The 18,836-nt window shown below is 70.9% G+C and carries 19 protein-coding genes; 8 read left to right on the forward strand and 11 right to left on the reverse strand.

Annotated features, from left to right (window positions below):
* Positions 1–186: 186 nt before the first annotated feature.
* Both ACYQ77_RS28150 and ACYQ77_RS28155 read left to right on the forward strand, forming a co-directional pair.
* Positions 187–636: a hypothetical protein gene (locus ACYQ77_RS28150; protein WP_459716498.1), complete on the forward strand. Its 450-nt coding sequence runs from the start codon at positions 187–189 to the stop codon at positions 634–636.
* Positions 637–693: 57 nt separating this feature from the next.
* Positions 694–1,674, forward strand: a complete 981-nt coding sequence (locus ACYQ77_RS28155) for a lactonase family protein (protein WP_459716500.1) — start codon at positions 694–696, stop codon at positions 1,672–1,674.
* Between the two features lie 213 nt (positions 1,675–1,887).
* Here the strand turns inward: ACYQ77_RS28155 and ACYQ77_RS28160 are convergent, their stop codons facing one another.
* The gene (locus ACYQ77_RS28160) at positions 1,888–2,658 is read right to left on the reverse strand and encodes a fumarylacetoacetate hydrolase family protein (RefSeq protein WP_459716501.1); all 771 of its coding nucleotides are present in this window, start codon (positions 2,656–2,658) and stop codon (positions 1,888–1,890) included.
* A 116-nt stretch (positions 2,659–2,774) separates the two neighbouring features.
* On the opposite strand from ACYQ77_RS28160, the gene ACYQ77_RS28165 reads away from it, so the two are divergent.
* Entirely contained in the window at positions 2,775–3,428 is a 654-nt protein-coding gene (locus tag ACYQ77_RS28165; RefSeq protein WP_459716502.1) for a S1 family peptidase, read from the forward strand.
* Here the strand turns inward: ACYQ77_RS28165 and cimA are convergent.
* Positions 3,401–5,038 (reverse strand): citramalate synthase, encoded by a 1,638-nt coding sequence (gene cimA / locus ACYQ77_RS28170; protein ID WP_459716503.1) that lies wholly within the window; start codon positions 5,036–5,038, stop codon positions 3,401–3,403. The genes ACYQ77_RS28165 and cimA overlap by 28 nt on opposite strands.
* Before the next feature lie 47 nt (positions 5,039–5,085).
* Between cimA and ACYQ77_RS28175 the strand changes: the two genes are divergently transcribed.
* Complete coding sequence (locus ACYQ77_RS28175; RefSeq protein ID WP_459716505.1) at positions 5,086–5,208, forward strand: hypothetical protein; 123 nt, start codon at positions 5,086–5,088, stop codon at positions 5,206–5,208.
* A 284-nt stretch (positions 5,209–5,492) separates the two neighbouring features.
* Here the strand turns inward: ACYQ77_RS28175 and ACYQ77_RS28180 are convergent, their stop codons facing one another.
* Both ACYQ77_RS28180 and serA read right to left on the reverse strand, forming a co-directional pair.
* Entirely contained in the window at positions 5,493–6,542 is a 1,050-nt protein-coding gene (locus ACYQ77_RS28180; protein WP_459716506.1) for a 3-isopropylmalate dehydrogenase, read from the reverse strand.
* A gap of 107 nt (positions 6,543–6,649) precedes the next feature.
* Positions 6,650–8,248: a phosphoglycerate dehydrogenase gene (gene serA / locus ACYQ77_RS28185; protein ID WP_459716508.1), complete on the reverse strand. Its 1,599-nt coding sequence runs from the start codon at positions 8,246–8,248 to the stop codon at positions 6,650–6,652.
* Positions 8,249–8,506: 258 nt separating this feature from the next.
* Between serA and ACYQ77_RS28190 the strand changes: the two genes are divergently transcribed.
* Positions 8,507–9,136 (forward strand): hypothetical protein, encoded by a 630-nt coding sequence (locus ACYQ77_RS28190; protein WP_459716509.1) that lies wholly within the window; start codon positions 8,507–8,509, stop codon positions 9,134–9,136.
* A gap of 714 nt (positions 9,137–9,850) precedes the next feature.
* Here ACYQ77_RS28190 and ACYQ77_RS28195 read toward each other — a convergent pair.
* From ACYQ77_RS28195 to ACYQ77_RS28210, 4 genes are read right to left on the reverse strand one after another with little or no spacing between them, the layout of a single operon-like run.
* A complete protein-coding gene (locus ACYQ77_RS28195; RefSeq protein ID WP_378060810.1) occupies positions 9,851–10,147 on the reverse strand; it encodes a DUF397 domain-containing protein in 297 nt (98 codons plus the stop codon).
* 50 nt (positions 10,148–10,197) lie between these two features.
* Positions 10,198–11,211, reverse strand: coding sequence for a ketol-acid reductoisomerase (gene ilvC, locus ACYQ77_RS28200; RefSeq protein ID WP_459716511.1), 1,014 nt, complete (start codon positions 11,209–11,211; stop codon positions 10,198–10,200).
* 39 nt (positions 11,212–11,250) lie between these two features.
* Positions 11,251–11,757 carry an acetolactate synthase small subunit gene (gene ilvN, locus ACYQ77_RS28205; RefSeq protein ID WP_396105978.1) on the reverse strand — a complete coding sequence of 169 codons (507 nt, stop codon included), beginning with the start codon at positions 11,755–11,757 and terminating at the stop codon, positions 11,251–11,253.
* Positions 11,758–11,763: 6 nt separating this feature from the next.
* Positions 11,764–13,605 (reverse strand): acetolactate synthase large subunit, encoded by a 1,842-nt coding sequence (locus tag ACYQ77_RS28210; protein WP_459716512.1) that lies wholly within the window; start codon positions 13,603–13,605, stop codon positions 11,764–11,766.
* A 283-nt stretch (positions 13,606–13,888) separates the two neighbouring features.
* On the opposite strand from ACYQ77_RS28210, the gene ACYQ77_RS28215 reads away from it, so the two are divergent.
* Both ACYQ77_RS28215 and ilvD read left to right on the forward strand, forming a co-directional pair.
* Positions 13,889–14,341 carry a PH domain-containing protein gene (locus tag ACYQ77_RS28215; RefSeq protein WP_459716514.1) on the forward strand — a complete coding sequence of 151 codons (453 nt, stop codon included), beginning with the start codon at positions 13,889–13,891 and terminating at the stop codon, positions 14,339–14,341.
* Positions 14,342–14,355: 14 nt separating this feature from the next.
* Complete coding sequence (gene ilvD / locus ACYQ77_RS28220; RefSeq protein ID WP_459716515.1) at positions 14,356–16,200, forward strand: dihydroxy-acid dehydratase; 1,845 nt, start codon at positions 14,356–14,358, stop codon at positions 16,198–16,200.
* On the opposite strand, the gene ACYQ77_RS28225 is transcribed toward ilvD, so the two are convergent.
* Positions 16,190–16,852 carry a helix-turn-helix transcriptional regulator gene (locus ACYQ77_RS28225; protein WP_459716516.1) on the reverse strand — a complete coding sequence of 221 codons (663 nt, stop codon included), beginning with the start codon at positions 16,850–16,852 and terminating at the stop codon, positions 16,190–16,192. The two genes, ilvD and ACYQ77_RS28225, sit on opposite strands and share 11 nt — an antisense overlap.
* A 14-nt stretch (positions 16,853–16,866) precedes the next feature.
* Here ACYQ77_RS28225 and ACYQ77_RS28230 point away from each other — a divergent pair, with 14 nt between their 5' ends.
* Positions 16,867–17,253 carry an SRPBCC family protein gene (locus tag ACYQ77_RS28230; protein WP_459716518.1) on the forward strand — a complete coding sequence of 129 codons (387 nt, stop codon included), beginning with the start codon at positions 16,867–16,869 and terminating at the stop codon, positions 17,251–17,253.
* 3 nt (positions 17,254–17,256) lie between these two features.
* On the opposite strand, the gene ACYQ77_RS28235 is transcribed toward ACYQ77_RS28230, so the two are convergent.
* Together ACYQ77_RS28235 and ACYQ77_RS28240 are read right to left on the reverse strand one after the other, a co-directional pair.
* Positions 17,257–18,057, reverse strand: a complete 801-nt coding sequence (locus tag ACYQ77_RS28235; protein ID WP_459716519.1) for a hypothetical protein — start codon at positions 18,055–18,057, stop codon at positions 17,257–17,259.
* A complete protein-coding gene (locus ACYQ77_RS28240) occupies positions 18,054–18,584 on the reverse strand; it encodes an RNA polymerase sigma factor (protein ID WP_459716520.1) in 531 nt (176 codons plus the stop codon). The genes ACYQ77_RS28235 and ACYQ77_RS28240 overlap by 4 nt, the downstream gene beginning before the upstream one ends.
* Between the last annotated feature and the right edge of the window lie 252 nt (positions 18,585–18,836).

An 18,836-nucleotide genomic window follows, 5' to 3' on the forward strand; every position in this document is an offset into this window, starting at 1 on the left:
CCAGTACGTACGGGCAGCCCCCACCACTCCCGGGGGCACCCCGCTGTCCAGTCTACCGGTGTCCACCGACAGGGGGACGGATGTCGATCTTGGCTGTGGACAACCGACCCACCTGTGGACAACCCGCGATCACCCGCGCAGGGCGGCACTTGTGCCGACCCCGTCGCCACTGGCAGCGTTCGCGACATGGCCCGACGTGCGCTGCCGAACCACCTGTGGCTGGTCCTCGCGATCCTGTTCGTGCAGATCATCCTCAACGTCTTCGGCGCCACGATCCTGCTGTACGCGCTCGGCGGCCAACCCGGCTCCAGCACCCTGTACATCGTCGTCTGCTTCTCGCTCCTCGCGTCCGTCGTGCTGGCGGTGAGCGCGTTGTTCCTGGTGCTGCGCAACCCGTGGGCGCGCTACCCGGTCATCGTCGTCGAGGGGCTGTCCGCCGCCAGCGGGCTGATATCGCTCGCCTCGGGCGCGTTCGCGGGGCTCACGAACATCGCGTTCGGGTTCGCCGTGATCACCATGCTGTACCGGCCCGAGGTGCGCGCGTGGCTCTCCGACGTGCGCACCCCGCCCGGTCAGTGGCACATGAGCGTGGCAACTTCCGGCCGACTTCCCCGGGGCGGCGGCGTCACCGACTGACCTTGCCGAGCCACACCGGCGACCCCCGCGAACATCACCTGGGGATACGGTGAGCGCATGGACGTCTGGGTTGGCAGTTACACATCCGCTACCGGGGGGAACGGCACCGGGATCAGCACGTTCCGCCGCGCGCCGGACGGCACGCTCACCCCGGACCGCGAGCTGCCGATGCTCTCGCCGTCGTGGCTGACCGCGCACCCGTCGGCGCCCGTCGTGTACGCGGCGAACGAGTCGGGTGACGGCGTGATCACCACGGTCTCGGCGGACCTCGAGGTGCTCGGCGCGACCTCGTCGGGCGGCGCGGACCCGTGCCACCTGGCGGTGTCCGCCGACGAGCGCCACCTGTTGTGCAGCAACTACTCCAGCGGCAGCCTGTCGGTGTTCGCGCTGGCCGAGGACGGCCGGATCACCGGGCAGACCGACCTCGTGCGGCACGAGGGCAGCGGGCCGCACAAGCAGCGGCAGGAGGCCGCGCACGTCCACATGGCCGTCGTGCGGGACCGCGTCGTGAGCGTCGTCGACCTCGGCACCGACGAGATCCGCAGCTACGAGCTGATGGACAACGGCAAGCTCGATCCGCTGTCGGTCTCCGCGATGCCGCCCGGCACCGGGCCGCGGCAGCTGGTGCGCAGGCCCGGCACCGACCTCGCGTACGTGGTGGGCGAGGTCGGCGGCACTCTTGTCGTGGTGCGCGAGGAGCGGCCCGGGTCGTTCACACCGGTCACCACGGTGCCCGCCACCAAGGAGCCGTGGACGGGCGAGGCGCCGAACTGGGTGGCGCACCTGGAGATCGCCGGCGACACGCTGTACCTGTCGAACCGGAACCCGGACGTCGTCACGGAGTTCGACATCTCCGCCGAGACGCCGGTCGCGGTCGCCGACCACCCGAGCGGGGCGTGGCCGCGGCACTTCGCGATCGCCGGCGGGACCGTGTACGTGGCCGCGCAGCGGGACGACGCGATCGTGGCGTTCCCGCTCGGCGGCGGCGACGCGGTCCGCTACGAGACCGGCACCCCGACCTGCGTGCTCGTCAGGTAGGGACATAGGGCGAGATCCCTGGCCCAGCGCACGAGCAGGCCGATTGTCGGTCGTGGGCGAACGGGTCGGTCAGCGCGAGTCACGCCCTCAGGCACACCGAGTTGTCGGTTTCGTGCACACGTCCGGCCGGGGGACATGCACGAAACCGACAACTCGGTGTGTTCGAGAGCGCGACTCGCGGTGTGTGGGAGCGGAACTCGCGAAGGGCGTGGGTCAGCGGGTTTCTACCGGGTTGGTCAGGGTGCCCAGGCCTTCGATGGTGATCGAGACTGTCTGGCCTGCCTTCATGGGGCCCACGCCTGCCGGGGTGCCGGTCATGATCACGTCGCCCGGGAGGAGGGTCATCACGCGGGACACCCACTCCACCAGCTTCGGGACGTCGTGCAGCAGGAGGGACGTGCGTGCGTCCTGCTTGACCTCGCCGTCCAGTGACGTGCTGATCGCCAGGTCGGCCGGGTCCACGTCGGTGTTGATCCACGGGCCGAGCGGGCAGAACGTGTCGTGGCCCTTGCCGCGCGTCCACTGGCCGTCGGCCTTCTGGTGGTCACGGGCGGTGACGTCGTTGCCGATCGTGTAGCCGAGGATCACCGACTTGGCCTGTGCGGCGGGCACGTCCCGGCACGGGCGGCCGATCACCGCGACCAGCTCGCCCTCGAAGTCCACTCTGGACGAGTCGGCAGGCAGCTTGATCGCCGCGTTGGGGCCGATCACCGACGTGGACGGCTTGAGGAACATCACCGGGTCGGCGGGCGGCTCGCCACCCATCTCGCGGGCGTGGTCCGCGTAGTTCTTGCCGATGCAGATGACCTTCGACGGCAGGATCGGCGCGAGCACCCGCACGTCGGCCATCGGCCACGACTTGCCGGTGTACGTGGGCGTACCGAACGGGTGGTCGGCGACCTCGCGCGCGACGAGGTCGTCACCCTCCCCGTCGATCGTGACGAACGCGACCCCACCCGGATGAGCAATACGAGCAATACGCACGACCCGCAGCCTACTGAGCCGTCCGGGGGCACGCCGTCTCGGCCGGTCGACGGCTTGGCAGCGCGTCCGCCGCCTGGTTGTGTCGGTAGACACCCTGCTACCCAACGGAGTCAACCATGCGAAGAATCGCGGCCATCCTCACCGCGGCGCTCCTGCTGCTGCTCGGCGCCACCCCCGCCACCGCGGCCCCCGCCCCGCTCGGCGGCGGCAGCCTCCTGTCCACGTCCGTCGGCACCTACCGCTGCACCGCCGCGTTCGCCGCGCGGAGCAGCACGACCGGCGTCCTCGTCACCGGTCCCGGCTGCGCGGCACCGCCCGGCACCCAGCTCTACAGCAACGGCGTCCTGGTCGGCCCGGTCTCCGGCTCGACCGCGAACGGCGGCGTGACCCTCGTGACCGTCACCAACACCGCCGCGTGGCAGCTCGTGCCGTGGATCCAGGTCGGCGCGACGCGCGTCTGGATCCGCGGCTCGCTGGAGACCCCGGTCGGCGGCTCGGTCTGCCTGCTCGACCGGACCGTCGGCACGCACTGCGGCACGATCGTCGCGAAGAACCAGACCGTGAACTACCCCGACGGCACCGTTTACGGCCTGACCAGGACCAACGTCTGCCTGGAGCCCGGTGGCGGGGCCATCGCGTTCGTCTCGGGTTCACAGGCGCAGGGGATCCCGCTCGGCGGCAGCGGATCCTGCAGCAGCGGCGGCACCAGCTTCTTCTACCCGGTGAACCGCGTTCTGTCCGCCTACGGGCTGACGCTCGTCACCGGCTGAGCCGCCCGCATCGCCTTGTGCACCAGGGCGTCGCACAGGGCGAGCCAGCTCGCCTCGACGATGTTGCCGTGCACGCCGACCGTGGTCCACTCGCGTTCGTGGTCGCTCGACTCGACCAGGACGCGGGTGACCGCGTCGGTGCCCGCGGCGCCGGGGAGGATGCGCACCTTGTAGTCCGACAGCCGGACGGCCGTCAGCCACGGCAGGTGCGGCTCGAGTGCCTTGCGCAGCGCGGCGTCCAGCGCGTGCACCGGCCCGTTCCCTTCCGCGGTCGCGATGACGCGCTGGTCGGCCACGTGCACCTTCACCGTGGCCTCGGACACGATCTCGCCGTCCATGCGGTGGTCGAGGATCACCCGGTAGGACTCCAGCCGGAACGGCGGAGCGTCCACAGTGGTGTCCTCGGCGACGGCGACCTCGTTGCGCAGCAACAGTTCCAGCGACGCGTCGGCGGCCTCGAACGACCAGCCGTGCGCCTCCAGCTCCTTCACCCTGCGCACCGCGGCGGTGAGCGCCGCCGGCTGGCCGGCCAGGTCGACCCCGAGCTCCTTGCCCTTCAGCTCGAGGCTGGCCCGGCCGGCCATCTCGGTCACCAGCACCCGCATGTCGTTGCCGACGACGGTGGGATCGATGTGGTTGTACAACAACGGATCCACCTTGATCGCGCTCGCGTGCAGCCCCGCCTTGTGGGCGAAGGCCGACGACCCGACGTAGGCCTGGTGGGTGTCGGGTGCGATGTTCGCGATCTCGGCAAGCGCGTGCGAGACCCGCGAGAGCTCGGGCACGGAGGCGGCCGGGATCACCGGCATACCGAGCTTCGTGACGAGGTTGCCGACCACGGCGAACAGGTCGGCGTTGCCCGCCCGTTCGCCGTAACCGTTGGCGGTGCACTGGACGTGCGTCGCGCCCGCCTGTACCGCGGCAACGCTGTTGGCGACAGCGCAGCCCGTGTCGTCCTGGCAGTGGATGCCGACGCGGAAGCCCGTGCGGGCGATGACCTCGCCCACGGTGTCGGCGAGTTGCAACGGCAGCTGGCCGCCGTTGGTGTCACAGAGGACGGTGACGTCCGCCCCGGCCTCGACCGCGGCGGTGAGCACGCGCAGCGCGGTGTCGGGGTCGTGGGCGAAGCCGTCGAAGAAGTGCTCCGCGTCGAGGAAGACGCGGCGCCCTTCCCGTGTCAGGAAGGCCACGGTGTCCCGCACCATCGCGCACGCCTCGGTGACGTCGGTGCGCAGCGCCCGCTCGATGTGCCGGCGGTCGGACTTGGCGACGAGCGTGACCACCGGCGCCTGGGACTCGAGGAGTGCCAGCACCTGCGGGTCCTGGTCGGCGGTCGTGCCCGCGCGGCGGGTGGACCCGAACGCGACGAGCACGGCGTGCTTGAAGTCGATCTCCTTGGCCCGCGCGAAGAACTCGGTGTCCTTCGGCATGGCGCCCGGCCAGCCGCCCTCGATGAACCCGACGCCGACCTCGTCGAGCAACCGCGCGACGGCGAGCTTGTCGGCGACGGAGTACGTGATGCCCTCGCGCTGCGCACCGTCCCGCAGGGTCGTGTCGAACACGTGGAACGAGTCACCGAGTGGGGTCCCGGCCGGGGTCGTGCGGTTCACGACGGTGCCTTTCTGCGTTGTGTGGCAACAAAAAAACCTCCCGCAGGATGCGAGAGGTCAGCGCGTCGGGTGTGTGGCTCGGCTACCCGGCGCGCTCGGCGATAATGATCACGGTGGAGGTGGTCACGCTGGCATGCTGCCACACGTCCGACCGGCCTACCAAGTTCTGAGCCGTTTCTCCCACATCCCGGGATCAGGGTGCGCACTCGGCGACCGCGGTGATGGCCGCGAAGACGTCGTCACCGCGGACGCGCACGGCGCGCACACCGCGAGTCGCGCTCTCACGCACACCGAGTTGTACGTTTCGTGCTGGCCTCGGGCCTGGGCACCTGCACGAAACACACAACTCGTACTGCGCGAGAGCGCGACTCGCGAGTGTCGGAGGCCCGGGTCGGGGGGTGGAAACGCGGAACGGGCGCCTCGGCTGTGCCGGGGCGCCCGTTCCGGGTGAGAACTACAGTTCGACGTTCGTCGACGGGTTGTTCGACGACACCAGTGCCGCCAGGCGGTCGCCGATCGCGAACGTGTTGCCCGGGGACGGGTGGTCACGCGTCGCCAGGTCGAACGCCACCGACGCCTCGATCCGCCGCGCGGCCTCGTGCTCGCCCAGGTGGTCGAGCAGCAGCGCGACCGACAGCACCGCGGCCGTCGGGTCCGCGATGCCCTGGCCCGCGATGTCCGGCGCGCTGCCGTGCACCGGCTCGAACATCGACGGGTTCCGCCGCGTGATGTCGATGTTGCCGCTGGCCGCGAGGCCGATGCCGCCGGTCACCGCCGCCACCAGGTCCGTGAGGATGTCGCCGAACAGGTTGTCGGTGACGATCACGTCGAAGCGGCTCGGGTCGGTCACCATGTGGATGGTCGCCGCGTCGATGTGCTGGTAGGCCACCGTGACATCGGGGTGCTGCAGCGACACCTCCTCGACCACCCGCGACCACAGCGAACCGGCGTGCGTCAGCACGTTCGTCTTGTGCACCAGCGTCAGGTGCTTGCGCGGCCGGGCCACGGCACGCGCGAACGCGTCCCGCACCACCCGCTCGACACCGTACGAGGTGTTGACGCTGACCTCGGTCGCGATCTCGTGCGGGGTGTCCTTGCGCAGCAGACCGCCGTTGCCCGCGTACAGGCCCTCCGTGCCTTCCCGGATGACGATCATGTCGATCTCACCGGGGTTGGCGAGCGGGCTCTGCACACCCGGGTAGAGCCTGGCCGGGCGCAGGTTCACGTGGTGGTCCAGCTCGAACCGCAGGCGCAGCAACAGTCCCCGCTCGAGGATGCCGCTCGGCACCGACGGGTCGCCGACCGCACCCAGCAGGATCGCGTCGTGCTGGCGCAGTTCACCGAGCACCGACTCGGGGAGCAGCTCACCGGTCGCGTGCCACCGGGTCGCACCGAGGTCGTACTTGGTGACCTCGACGTCCGGCACCACCTCGTTGAGCACCTTGAGCGCCTCGGCGATCACTTCCGGCCCGATCCCGTCGCCTGGGATCACCGCGAGCCGCATGCACACCTCCCGGAGTATCGGGCTCTGACAGATTCGTGAAGGTTACCGGGATGACCACTGATCGCCGGTGCTGGCCACCCGACTAGGTGGTGTCGCGACCGGGAAAATCAGCCGAAATCCACCATGCGGATGACCGTGGCACGCGCCGTGGCGCCGATCGACTCCAGCACAGACGGGTCGACGGGGCGGTCGACACGCAGGATCATGACCGCGTCCTCGCCACCACTCGTCTGGCTGATCTGCGCGGCCTCGATGTTGATGCCGACCTTGCCGAGCAGCGTGCCGACGACGCCCATGACGCCGGGCCGGTCCTCGTACTCGAGCAGCAGGTTCACGCCCTCGGCACGCAGGTCGAACGACCGGCCGTGCACCTCGACGACCTTCTCCACCTGCGCGATGCCGCTGACCGTGCCGCTGACGGTGAGGGTGTTGCCGTCCGGGTAGACCGCGCGGAGCGTGACCAGGCTGCGGTGGTTCGGGCTCTCCGCGACCTTGGACAGCGTGACGTCGACGCCCAGCTCCTGGGCGATGCGGGTCGCGTTGACGAACGTGACCTGGTCCTCCACGACACCGGAGAACACGCCGCGCAGCGCCGCGAGCGACAGCACCGAGACGTCCTCGTTCGACAGCTCACCGCGGACCTCGACCGCCACCGACGACGGCGGGGTGGACGAGAACGCCGACAGCACCAAGCCGAGCTTCTGGGTGAGCGGCAGGTACGGCCGGACCTCCTCGCCGACGACGCCGCCGGACGCGACGTTGACCGCGTCGGGCACGAAGTCGCCGCGCAGCGCCAGCAGCACGGAACGGGCCACGTCGGTGCCCGCGCGGTCTTGCGCCTCCGCGGTCGACGCGCCGAGGTGCGGCGTGACCACGACGTTCGGGAGGCCGAACAGCGGGCTCTCGGTGGTGGGCTCGGTGGAGAACACGTCCACGCCGGCACCGCCGATGCGGCCCTCGCGCGCGGCGTCGGCGAGCGCCTGCTCGTCGATCAGCCCGCCGCGCGCGGCGTTGACGATGATCACGCCCGGCTTGACCTTCGCGAGCTGGTCGGCGCCGATGAGCCCCTTGGTCTCGGGCGTCTTGGGCAGGTGGATGGAGATGATGTCGGCGCGGGCGAGCAGCTCGTCGAGCGTCACCAGCTCGACGCCCAGCTGCGCGGCGCGGGCGGCGGAGGCGTACGGGTCGTAGGCGATCAGCTCGGTGCCGAACGCGGCGAGGCGCTGCGCGAACAGCTGCCCGATCTTGCCGAGGCCGACGACGCCGACGGTCTTGCCGTTGATCTCGACGCCGGAGAACTTGCTGCGCTTCCACTCGTGGTCCTGCAGCGTGGCGTGCGCGGCCGGGATCTGGCGCGCGGTGGCCAGCAGCAGCGCGACGGCGTGCTCGGCGGCGGAGACGATGTTGGAGGTCGGCGCGTTCACGACGAGCACGCCGCGGGCGGTGGCGGCCGGGACCTCGACGTTGTCGAGCCCGACGCCCGCACGGGCGACGACCTTCAGGCGGGTGGTGGCGGCGAGCACCTCGGCGTCCACCTTCGTGGCGGAGCGCACGAGGAGGGCGTCCGCCTGCGCGACGGCTTCGAGGAGCGCGGGGCGGTCGGTGCCGTCGACGTGGCGGACCTCCACCTCGTCTCCGAACACGTCGAGTACCGAGGGCGCCAGCTTCTCGGCGATGAGTACGACGGGGCGAGTCTGCTGGGTCACGACGCGGGCTCCAGGATTGCGCGGCTGTTGGGGGCGCGGTTACAGCGCTGTAACCAACCGAGGGCAGTCTAGGAGGTTCGCTGAATCGTTTCTCCACCTGGTGAGCCAGGCGACAGCGTTGATTGAGCCGCATTCACCCAATCGGTGGGATTCGTGCCGATTTACCCGGGTCCGTTCCACGATGTGGACGTAACGGGTACTGGCCTGTTGTCACCGGTTTCCAGCATACGAGAACACCGGTTGTGCTGAGATGGGTTCATGGCCTGGGAGAGGTGGCGGAACGACGTTTTCGGCGACCCGTACCTGGTCTGGCACGACGGCCCGGAATTCACCGAACTCCTCCGCCGGGCCGCGGCGTCGCCCGCGGAGGTGGCCCGGATGCTGGCGGCAGGCGTCGAGGCAGGCGATCCGCTGGCGGCGACGTCGATCGCGTTCCTCGCGGACAAGGGGCTCGCGCCCGCAGGCGCGGAGGCGTTGCTGCGCGCCGCGGCGCCCGGCGCGACCGGCACGTTCCTCGTCCGGGTGGCGCAGGCACTGCACGCGCTGACCGGGGACGAGTCGTGGGCCGCCGCGGTCGTGTCGGTGCTGGCCTCGGACGCGTTCTGGGGTGTGCGCATCGACGCCGCCATGGCGCTCGCCGGGTTCGCCCCGACGGTGGACCTGATCGCGGCGCTCGGGCGTGGTGTGCGTGACGGGGAGTACCTGGTGCGGTACCACTGCGCCACCACGCTTCGGCGGTTTGCCGGGCGTCGGCGGGACATCTCGGAGTTGCGGCTGTTCGAGAAGATCAGCGGTCCGCATGACGACGTGGAGACCGAGGCCCATCGCGTCGCTCGGCGGGAGGCAGCGGACCGGCTGATGGCGGACGCGTTGCGCAGGCTCGGGTAGGACGCCGGTCGCTGTGGTGACCGGGGCCTTCGTCACGGGGATTACGGGTGGAGCGGGACGGGTCGGGCTGGGCGAGTGGAGAGGGCTGGGAGACCGGGACCTGCCGGGCGAAGCCCGGCAGCAAAGCCGCACAGCCAGGCGAAGCCCGGCAGCAAACCCGCACAGCCGGGCGAAGCCCGGCGGCAAAGCCGCACAGCCGGGCGAAGCCCGGCGGCAAAGCCGCACAGCCGGGCGAAGCCCGGCGGCAAAGCCGGGATGAGCGAAAGCCGGACGGGTGAGACCAGGCGGGCGGAGCCAGGCGAGCGATGGCCCGCGCAATACCGGGTCGCAAAGCCAGGCGCGAACTGGGCGGGCAGAGCCGGGCGAGTGAAGCCAGTCAGCCGGAAGCGAGCGAACCGGCCGGGTGCGCACAGCCGGGCCAGCAGACCCGGGCGAACGGAACTGCGCCAGGCGAGCCGAGCCCAGCAGCCGGGCGAGCCGATGTGGGCAACCCAACCGGGCCAGGCGAGCCGGGTCGGGCGGGTGACCTCGGACGGACGATGCGGCCGTGTCCGGCGAAGAGCACGCGACCAGGCCCACCGACCGCGGGGTACCTCCCGCCGCGCCGGCGCGAGCCGGTCGGTCATCCGGCACGGGGTTCGCCGGGGCGGCGAGTACGAGGTGCTCAGCGGCGACCAGTCCAGGTCGCGCGTCCCGGCGGTGTGCCCACCCGCGTCACCAGGGTTCGTCGAACTCCCCCGCCTTGGCGCCCTCCACGAAGGCGTCCCACTCCGACTCGGTGAACACGAGGACCGTGTCGTTGGGCCCGGTGAACTTGGAGTTGCGCATGGCGATGTAGGTCTTGCCGTCCGTGTGCGGGACGAACGCGATCTCGACGTACTCGCCGTTCGGGTCGGCGTCCGGTTCGGCGGCACGCTGCCACTCGGCCTTGGTGAGGTCGAGCTTGCCCCGCACGTGTGCCTTGTCGTCGAAGATCGGGGCCGACTCGCGGGTGGTCGGTTCGTCACTCATGGCGACCAAAGTACCCGGTGGCCACCAGCGCGGTGGCCACCGGGAACCCATCAGGCCGTCTCGGTGATCGGGCGGTCGACCCAGCTCATCAGGCCGCGCAGCTTCTTGCCGACCTCCTCGATCGGGTGCTGCTCGCCCTGCTCCACCAGCTTCTGGAAGTTGGGGCGACCCGCCTCGTCCTCGCCCACCCACTCCTTCGCGAAGGTGCCGTCCTGGATCTCGCCCAGGATCTTGCGCATCTCCTCGCGGACCGAGTCCGTGATGACGCGGGGACCGCGGGTCACGTCGCCGTACTCGGCGGTGTCGGAGATCGAGTACCGCATGCGCGCGATGCCGCCCTCGTACATGAGGTCGACGATCAGCTTCAGCTCGTGCAGGCACTCGAAGTACGCCACCTCGGGCGCGTAGCCCGCGTTCACGAGCGTCTCGAAACCGGCCTGCACCAGCGCCGTGGTGCCACCGCACAGCACGACCTGCTCACCGAACAGGTCGGTCTCGGTCTCCTCCTTGAACGTCGTCTTGATGACGCCCGCGCGGGAGCCGCCGATGCCCTTCGCGTACGACAGGGCCAGTGCCTGAGCCGAACCCGACGCGTCCTGCTCGATCGCGATCAGGCACGGCACACCCTTGCCGTCCACGAACTGGCGGCGCACCAGGTGGCCGGGGCCCTTCGGCGCGACCATCGCGACGTCCACGTTGGACGGCGGGGTGATCAGGCCGTAGCGGATGTTGAAGCCGTGCCCGAAGAACAGCGCGTCGCCGTCCTTGAGGTTCGGGGCGATCTCCTCGGCGTAGATGGTGCGCTGCTTGGTGTCCGGCGCCAGGATCATGATCACGTCGGCCCACGCGGCGGCCTCGGCGACCGTCTGGACGGTCAGGCCCTCCTCCTCGGCCTTGGCCCGCGACTTGGACGACTCCGGCAGCCCGATCCGGACCTCGACCCCCGAGTCGCGCAGCGACAGCGCGTGCGCGTGGCCCTGGCTGCCGTAGCCGACGACGGCCACCCGCCGGTTCTGGATGATGGACAGGTCCGCGTCGTCGTCGTAGAAGATCTCGACAGCCATGCTGGTGTGTACTTCCTTCCTCAAAGAATCACAGAAAAACTAGCGGACGCCGGTGGCGGTGATGGAACGCGGACCGCGGCCGATCGCGACCATGCCGGACTGCACCATCTCCCGCACCCCGTAGGGCTCGAGCATCCGCAGCAGCGCTTCGAGCTTGTCCACGGTGCCGGTCGCCTCGACCGTCAGCGCCTCCGGGGACACGTCGACCACCTTGGCGCGGAACAACTGCACGGTCTCCAGCACCTGCGTGCGCACCGTGGCGTCCGCGCGGACCTTCACCAGCAGCAGCTCGCGCTGCACCGACACCTGGGGGTCGAGTTCGACGATCTTGATGACGTTCACGAGCTTGTTGAGCTGTTTGGTCACCTGTTCGAGTGGCAGCTCGTCCACCGCGACGACGATGGTCATCCGGGAGACGTCGGCGTGCTCGGTGGGTCCCACCGCGAGCGACTCGATGTTGAAGCCACGCCGGGAGAACAGGCCCGCGACGCGCGCGAGGACACCCGGCTTGTTCTCGACCAGAACCGAAAGAGTGTGTGTGCTCATGTCAGATCAGTCCTCGTCGAACAGCGGGCGGATGCCGCGCGCTGCCATGATCTCGTCGTTGCCGGTACCGGCGGCGACCATCGGCCACACCTGCGCGTCCTTGCCGACCACGAAGTCGATCACGACCGGGCGGTCGTTGATCTCCATGGCGCGGTGGATCACGGCGTCCACGTCCTCTTTGGACTCACAGCGTAGCCCGGCGCACCCGAGCGCCTCCGCCAGCAGGGTGAAGTCCGGGATGCGGTGCTTGTGCGTGCCCAGGTCGGTCTGCGAGTACCGCTCGGAGTAGAAGAGGTTCTGCCACTGCCGGACCATGCCCAGGTTGCCGTTGTTGATCACGGCGACCTTGATCGGCGCGCCCTCGATGGCGCACGTGGCCAGCTCCTGGTTGGTCATCTGGAAGCAGCCGTCACCGTCGATCGCCCACACGACCTTGTCGGGCCGGCCGAACTTGGCGCCCATGGCCGCCGGCACCGCGTAGCCCATCGTGCCGAGACCGCCGGAGTTCAGCCACGTGGCGGGGTTCTCGTACTTGATGAACTGCGCCGCCCACATCTGGTGCTGGCCGACGCCCGCGGTGTAGATGGCCTCCGGGCCGGCGATCTGGCCGATCCGCTCGATGACGTACTGCGGCGACAGCGACCCGTCCTCCGGCCACTCGTAGCCGAGCGGGAACGTGTCGCGCCAGGTGTCGAGCTGCTGCCACCACTTCGCCAGGTCGGCCTGCTTGCCGCCGTCGGCGATCTCCGTGCGCACCGCGGCGATCAGCTCCGCGATGATCTCCTTGCAGTCACCGACGATGGGGACGTCCGCGCGGCGGTTCTTGGAGATCTCCGCCGGGTCGATGTCGGCGTGGACGACCTGCGCGTCCGGCGCGAACGTCGACAGCTGGCCGGTGACGCGGTCGTCGAACCGCGCCCCCAGCGCGATCAGCAGGTCGGAACGCTGCATGGCGGCCACCGCGCCGACCGACCCGTGCATGCCGGGCATGCCCAGGTGCTGGCGGTGCGAGTCGGGGAAGGCGCCCTTGGCCATCAGCGTGGTGACCACGGGGATCCCGGTCAGCTCGGCCAGCTCCTTCAGCTCGGCCGACGCGTTCGCCTTCAGCACACCGCCACCGACGTAGAACACCGGCCGCTTGGCGTTGACGATCAGCTTCGCCGCCTCGCGGACCTGCTTGCCGTGCGGGCGGGTGGTCGGCTTGTAGCCGGGCAGGCGCATCTCGGGCGGCCACGAGAAGGACGTGTTCTCCTGCAGCACGTCCTTCGGGATGTCCACGAGCACCGGGCCGGGCCGCCCCGTGCTCGCGATGTGGAACGCCTCGGCGATGGTCCTGGGGATGTCGGCGGGGTCGGTCACGAGGAAGTTGTGCTTGGTGACCGGCAGCGTGATGCCGCAGATGTCCGCTTCCTGGAACGCGTCGGTGCCGATGAGGGCCCTGGTCTGCTGACCGGTGATCGCGACGACCGGCACGGAGTCCATGTTGGCGTCGGCGAGCGGCGTGACCAGGTTCGTCGCGCCCGGGCCGGAGGTGGCCATGCACACACCGACCTTGCCGGTGGCCTGCGCGTACCCGGTTGCGGCGTGGCCCGCGCCCTGCTCGTGGCGGACGAGGACGTGCCGGACCTTCGTCGAGTCCAGGAGCGGGTCGTACGCGGGCAGGATGGTCCCGCCCGGAATGCCGAACACCACCTCGACGCCTACCGCCTCGAGCGACCGGACGAGCGACTGGGCACCGGTCACGCGGACCGGCGTGCCGGTCGGTGGGGCTGGTTTGGGTCGGGGGCTCCCGGGACGGGGCCCTGGCGTCGCGGCGACCGGGGTCGTCCGCTGTGTCGCACTGGTCATCGGCTTCAGCCTCTTGTCGGGGTCTCTACCAGGCTCTCGAACTGGCCTCACACACGAAAAAACCCCCGTCGACCACGATGGGCCGTACGAGGGTCGCGCGTTCGACGCAGCTGACTTCCTCAGCGTCGAACGCGCTGGGGAAGTACGAGACCGGTCTGCTGGGGCACGCTTGCAGACGTTAGTGCGATCGGCGTAGGGCGTCAACTCTGCGGGATTGTGATCTCGGATGATGAGAGGTCAGCTGCTCGTCCGCCCTGCTCGCGGCCGTGGCACCATGTAGGACGTGACCGTTCCGCAGCTGCCGTCACGGCTCGTGTTCAAGATTCCGTCCACGGCCGTGCTGGGTGCGCTGCTGTTCGCCATCACCGCCACGCCGTTCGCGTGGGCCGCGCCCGGTCTGTACGCCATCTACGTGATCCCGGTCGTCGCGATCGCCTGGATCCTGCGGGTCCGCACCACCGCGGACGGCGACAAGCTCGTGGCGCGGACCCTGTTCGGCAGGCACGTGCTGCCGTGGTCGGACGTGCGTGCGCTGAAGGTGTCCGAACGGTCCTGGGTGCGTGCCGTCGACGAGGCCGGGAAGGAACTCCCGCTGCCCAACGTCCGCACGCGCCACCTCCCCGCCCTGTCGCTGATCAGCGGCGGACGGCTGGACGATCCCACCGAGGCCCCCGCTCCCGCCGAAACTCCCGAGGAGGAGTCCGAGGAGCCCCGGGAAGAAGCCAAAGCTGAATAGAAGTTGGAGGAGCCGTGCCTGAGCTCCGTTCCCGTGTCACCACCCACGGCCGCAACGCCGCCGGCGCCAGGGCGCTGTGGCGTGCCACCGGCATGACCGACAGCGACTTCGGCAAGCCGATCGTGGCCATCGCGAACTCCTACACGCAGTTCGTGCCCGGCCACGTGCACCTGCGTGACCTCGGCGACATCGTGGCCGGGGCGGTGCGCGCGGCGGGTGGCACCGCACGCGAGTTCCACACGATCGCCGTCGACGACGGCATCGCCATGGGGCACGGCGGGATGCTCTACTCGCTCCCCTCGCGCGAGATCATCGCGGACAGCGTCGAGTACATGGTCAACGCGCACGCCGCCGACGCGCTCGTGTGCATCTCGAACTGCGACAAGATCACGCCGGGCATGCTGAACGCGGCCATGCGGCTCAACATCCCCACCGTGTTCGTGTCCGGCGGGCCGATGGAGGCGGGCAAGGCGGTCGTCCTCGACGGTGTCGCGCACCCGTCGTCGGACCTGATCACGGCGATCGCGGCGTCGGCGAACGACAAGGTCGACGAGCTCGGCCTGTCGGCGATCGAGCAGTCGGCGTGCCCGACCTGCGGGTCGTGCTCGGGCATGTTCACCGCCAACTCCATGAACTGCCTGACCGAGGCCCTGGGCCTCGCGCTGCCGGGCAACGGCTCGACGCTCGCCACGCACGAGGCGCGCCGCGCCCTGTTCGAGCGGGCTGGCACGACGGTGATGGAGCTGGCCAAGCGCTACTACGGCGACGACGACCACTCCGTGCTGCCCCGCTCGATCGCGACGCGCGAGGCGTTCGAGAACGCGATGGCGCTCGACATGGCGATGGGCGGGTCCACCAACACGGTGCTGCACATCCTCGCGGCCGCCCGCGAGGGTGAGGTCGACTTCACGCTGGCCGACATCGACGCGATCTCGCGGCGGGTGCCGTGCCTGTCGAAGGTGTCGCCGAACTCGGATTACCACATGGAGGACGTGCACCGGGCCGGCGGCATCCCGGCCATCCTCGGCGAGCTGTGGCGCGGCGGGAAGCTGAACGAGGGCGTGCACTCGGTCCATTCGCCGTCGCTCGAGGCGTGGCTGTCGCAGTGGGACATCCGCGCGGCGGCACCGTCGGAGGAGGCCGTGGAGCTGTTCCACGCGGCCCCCGGGGGCGTGCGGACGACGAAGGCGTTCTCCACCGGCAACCGCTGGTCGTCGCTGGACACCGACGCGGCGGGCGGCTGCATCCGCGACGTCGAGCACGCGTACACCGCCGAGGGCGGCCTCGCGGTGCTGCGCGGCAACCTGGCCGAGGACGGCGCGATCATCAAGGCGGCCGGCATCGACGAGGAGCTGTTCCGCTTCGAGGGGCCCGCGCGGGTCGTCGAGAGCCAGGAGCAGGCCGTGTCGGTGATCCTGAACAAGGAGATCCAGCCGGGCGAGGTGCTGGTCGTGCGGTACGAGGGCCCCGCGGGCGGGCCGGGCATGCAGGAGATGCTGCACCCGACCGCGTTCCTCAAGGGCGCTGGGCTCGGCAAGAAGTGCGCCCTGATCACCGACGGCCGGTTCTCCGGCGGGTCGTCGGGTCTGTCGGTGGGCCACATCTCCCCGGAGGCGGCAGGCGGCGGCACCATCGGGCTCGTCGAGAACGGTGACCGGATCCTGATCGACGTGCACGAGCGGCGCCTCGAGCTGCTGGTCGACCCGCAGGTCCTGGCCGACCGCCGGGCGAAGATGGAGTCGAGCGAGCGGCCGTGGCAGCCGGTGGACCGGCAGCGTCCGGTGACGGCGGCGCTGCGGGCCTACGCGAAGCTGGCGACGGACGCCTCGCAGGGCGCCGTCCGCGACGTCAACCGCTGAGCAACGCGCGCAGCTCGGTCGGGGTGTGGCCCACGTGGGCACGCACCGTCCGGCAGAGGTGTGCCTGGTCGGCGAACCCGAGATCGGCGGCGAGCGCGGCCAGCCCGCGCTCGCCGCGCTCGAGCCGGTCCAGCACGCGGCCGACGCGCACCCGGTTGCGGTAGCGCGTCAGCGACACCCCCAGCTCGCGGGTGAACGCCCTGCTCAGCCGGTACGGCGACACGCCGAGCGCGGCCGCGAGCGACAGCAGCCCGGCGGCCGAGGCGTCGTCGGCGGCGATCGCGTCGCGTGCCCGGTCGACCAGCAGCCGGTCGGCGGGTCGCGGCGGTGGCGTGTGCCCCAGGAGCGTGAGCAGGGCCTCGACCAGGCCGAAGTCAGGGTCGTCGGTGCCGGCGAGCAGGCGCCGGTGCGCGAGGTCGACCCGCGCGTCCACGTACAGCACGGGCCGTGCCGCGCCCGCGAGCCGCTCCCCGAGCTCCGCTGACAGGCTCACCGACGTGCACACGTCCCCGCCCGCCGGGTGCGCGAAGCTCTCCTGCTCCCCCGGCACGCCGAGGTACGCGACCGCCGGGTCCAGGTCGACCACCGCGCCCGCAACGCGGCGGCGGAACCGGCCCCGCCGCACCAGCACCAGGCGGTAGTCGTCCCGCAACTCTGCGACAGGACGTGCCCCTCGACGCGGACCCGGCGGTGGTCTGGGACGCGCTGCGTGACTTCGGGGCACTGCACGAACGGCTGGTCCGCGGCTTCGTGACGGCGTGCGAGTCCGACGGGCGGGAGCGCGTGCTGACCTTCTTCACCGGCATGGAGGTGCGCGAGCTGCTCGTCGGCGTCGACGACGAGCAGCGCAGGCTCACGTACGCGATCACCGAGGGCTTCACCCACTACCAGGGCACCGCGCAGGTGGTGGCCGACGGCGCGGGCGCCCGGCTGGTGTGGCACGTGGACCTGCTGCCGGACGAGCGCGCCGCCGACGTCGCCGCCCTGATGGCGCACGGCGCCGCGGCCATGCGGCGGACGTTGGACCGGGGCACCACCGGCGTGCTCCCCTGACCGCTACAGGCCCAGCTCGGGGTCGGTGGCCAGCGCGGTGAGCTGCTCGATGGTCAGCGGGACGGCCGGGGCGTACCGGGCCGCGGTCTGTCCGGTGGGGTCGTAGTTGTAGCCGGTGGCGCGGACCACGGCGCCGTCGTCGCGGTAGTGGATGGCCGACGCGATCCTGCTCTCGCCCTGGCTGTCGTCGGTGATCAGCAACCAGCTCCCGTCCGGTAGTTCCTCCACCTCGCAGGCGCGGCGTTCGCCGCACTGCTCCTCGGGGGAGGGGGCCGCGCCGGGTGCGATCGCCTGGACGTCGACCGCGTACGGGACGCCGTGCAGGGTGAACCGGGTGAACGCGTTGAGGTAGGTCTGCCCGTCCGACACCGACCCCGCCGCCTCACCGCCGAACGGCTGCACCTCGACCGCGGTCGCCTCGGGCACCACCGCGGCGAACCTCGTGGTCAGGTGCGCCCGCATCGCCTTGCCGCGCCCGCTGAGCTGCTCGGCCGTGTACTGCGCGGGCTCGACGCCGGGGGGCGGCCACTCGATGTCCCGCGGCTGGGCCGTGGTGGTCGTGGTGGTCGTCGCCGGTGCGCTGCCGACCGTCACCCCGTCGTTCCCCCGTGGGATGCCGAGGGCGAACGGCACCGCGACCGCGGCGACCGCGACGACGGTGGTCGCCACCCCCACCGACACGAGGGCACGCCTGCGCTTGGTCTGGCGCCGTGCGGTCGCCACCAGCTCGTCGGGGTCGAACACCAGCGGTGGTTCGCCGGCCACCGCGTCGCGCAACCCGTCGCGCACGTCCTCTTCGCTCACGACAACACCCCCTCCGCGACCGGCAGCCGCACGACCGTGCCACGCAGGGTCTCCAGCCCGCGTGCCGTCTGACTCTTGACGGTGCCGTGCGAACACCCCATGACCGCGGCCGTCTCGGCGACCGAGAGGTCGTCGAAGTACCGCAGCACGACCGCCGCCCGTTGCCGGGGCGGCAGCCGCAACAGCGCCTGGTGGACCACGTCCCGCACCCACGACCGGTGCGCGCTCGCCGCCGGGTCGGCCGACGGGTCCGGCGACTCCGGCACGTCGGCCGCGCTGTGCTCGGAGCGGCGCCACGGCCTGCGCTTCTCGTCCAGCCAGGTCCGCAACAGCACGGTGCGGCCGTAGTTGGCCAGGCTGTCGTGCTTCTGCACGCGGGCCCACGAGCGGTAGACCTTGATCAGCGTCGCCTGCATCAGGTCCTCCGCCAGGTGCCAGTCACCGCAGAACAGGAACGCCGACCTGCGCAACGAGGCGGCGTGCAGCACGGCGAAGTCCCGGAAACTCTCCTGGTCCGCATGTCGCATGTGGCTCCCTTCCACCTGTTCCCCACGACGGGGAGCCCGGGGAGGTTGCATGAGCGCTCGGAAGGTGCGGTCGGCCATTCCTGGGCTGCTGGTGGTTGGCCCCGCCTTGGGTTCCCCCGGGGGTCTTCGCCGTCCTGGGTGACGTCCTCGCCGGACGGGCGTCCTCGCCGGAGGGCGTCCTGCCGGACGGGCCTCCTCGCCGGAGGGGCTGGTCTCCGGGATGGCGGGGGTCTTGCACGGGGTTGGGTTGGC

It is taken from the genome of Actinophytocola sp. KF-1 (assembly GCF_054661535.1).

Bases quoted from the DNA above. Each gene is read 5' to 3' on its own strand.
- ACYQ77_RS28195 (WP_378060810.1), bottom strand. From the start codon at position 10,147: ATGAGTGACGAACCGACCACCCGCGAGTCGGCCCCGATCTTCGACGAC.
- ACYQ77_RS28210 (WP_459716512.1), bottom strand. From the start codon at position 13,605: ATGACCAGTGCGACACAGCGGACGACCCCGGTCGCCGCGACGCCAGGG.
- ACYQ77_RS28240 (WP_459716520.1), bottom strand. From the start codon at position 18,584: ATGCGACATGCGGACCAGGAGAGTTTCCGGGACTTCGCCGTGCTGCAC.
- ACYQ77_RS28155 (WP_459716500.1), top strand. From the start codon at position 694: ATGGACGTCTGGGTTGGCAGTTACACATCCGCTACCGGGGGGAACGGC.
- ilvC (WP_459716511.1), bottom strand. From the start codon at position 11,211: ATGGCTGTCGAGATCTTCTACGACGACGACGCGGACCTGTCCATCATC.
- ACYQ77_RS28190 (WP_459716509.1), top strand. From the start codon at position 8,507: ATGGCCTGGGAGAGGTGGCGGAACGACGTTTTCGGCGACCCGTACCTG.
- ACYQ77_RS28180 (WP_459716506.1), bottom strand. From the start codon at position 6,542: ATGCGGCTCGCGGTGATCCCAGGCGACGGGATCGGGCCGGAAGTGATC.
- ACYQ77_RS28175 (WP_459716505.1), top strand. From the start codon at position 5,086: ATGCGAGAGGTCAGCGCGTCGGGTGTGTGGCTCGGCTACCCGGCGCGC.
- ACYQ77_RS28150 (WP_459716498.1), top strand. From the start codon at position 187: ATGGCCCGACGTGCGCTGCCGAACCACCTGTGGCTGGTCCTCGCGATC.
- ACYQ77_RS28165 (WP_459716502.1), top strand. From the start codon at position 2,775: ATGCGAAGAATCGCGGCCATCCTCACCGCGGCGCTCCTGCTGCTGCTC.
- ilvN (WP_396105978.1), bottom strand. From the start codon at position 11,757: ATGAGCACACACACTCTTTCGGTTCTGGTCGAGAACAAGCCGGGTGTC.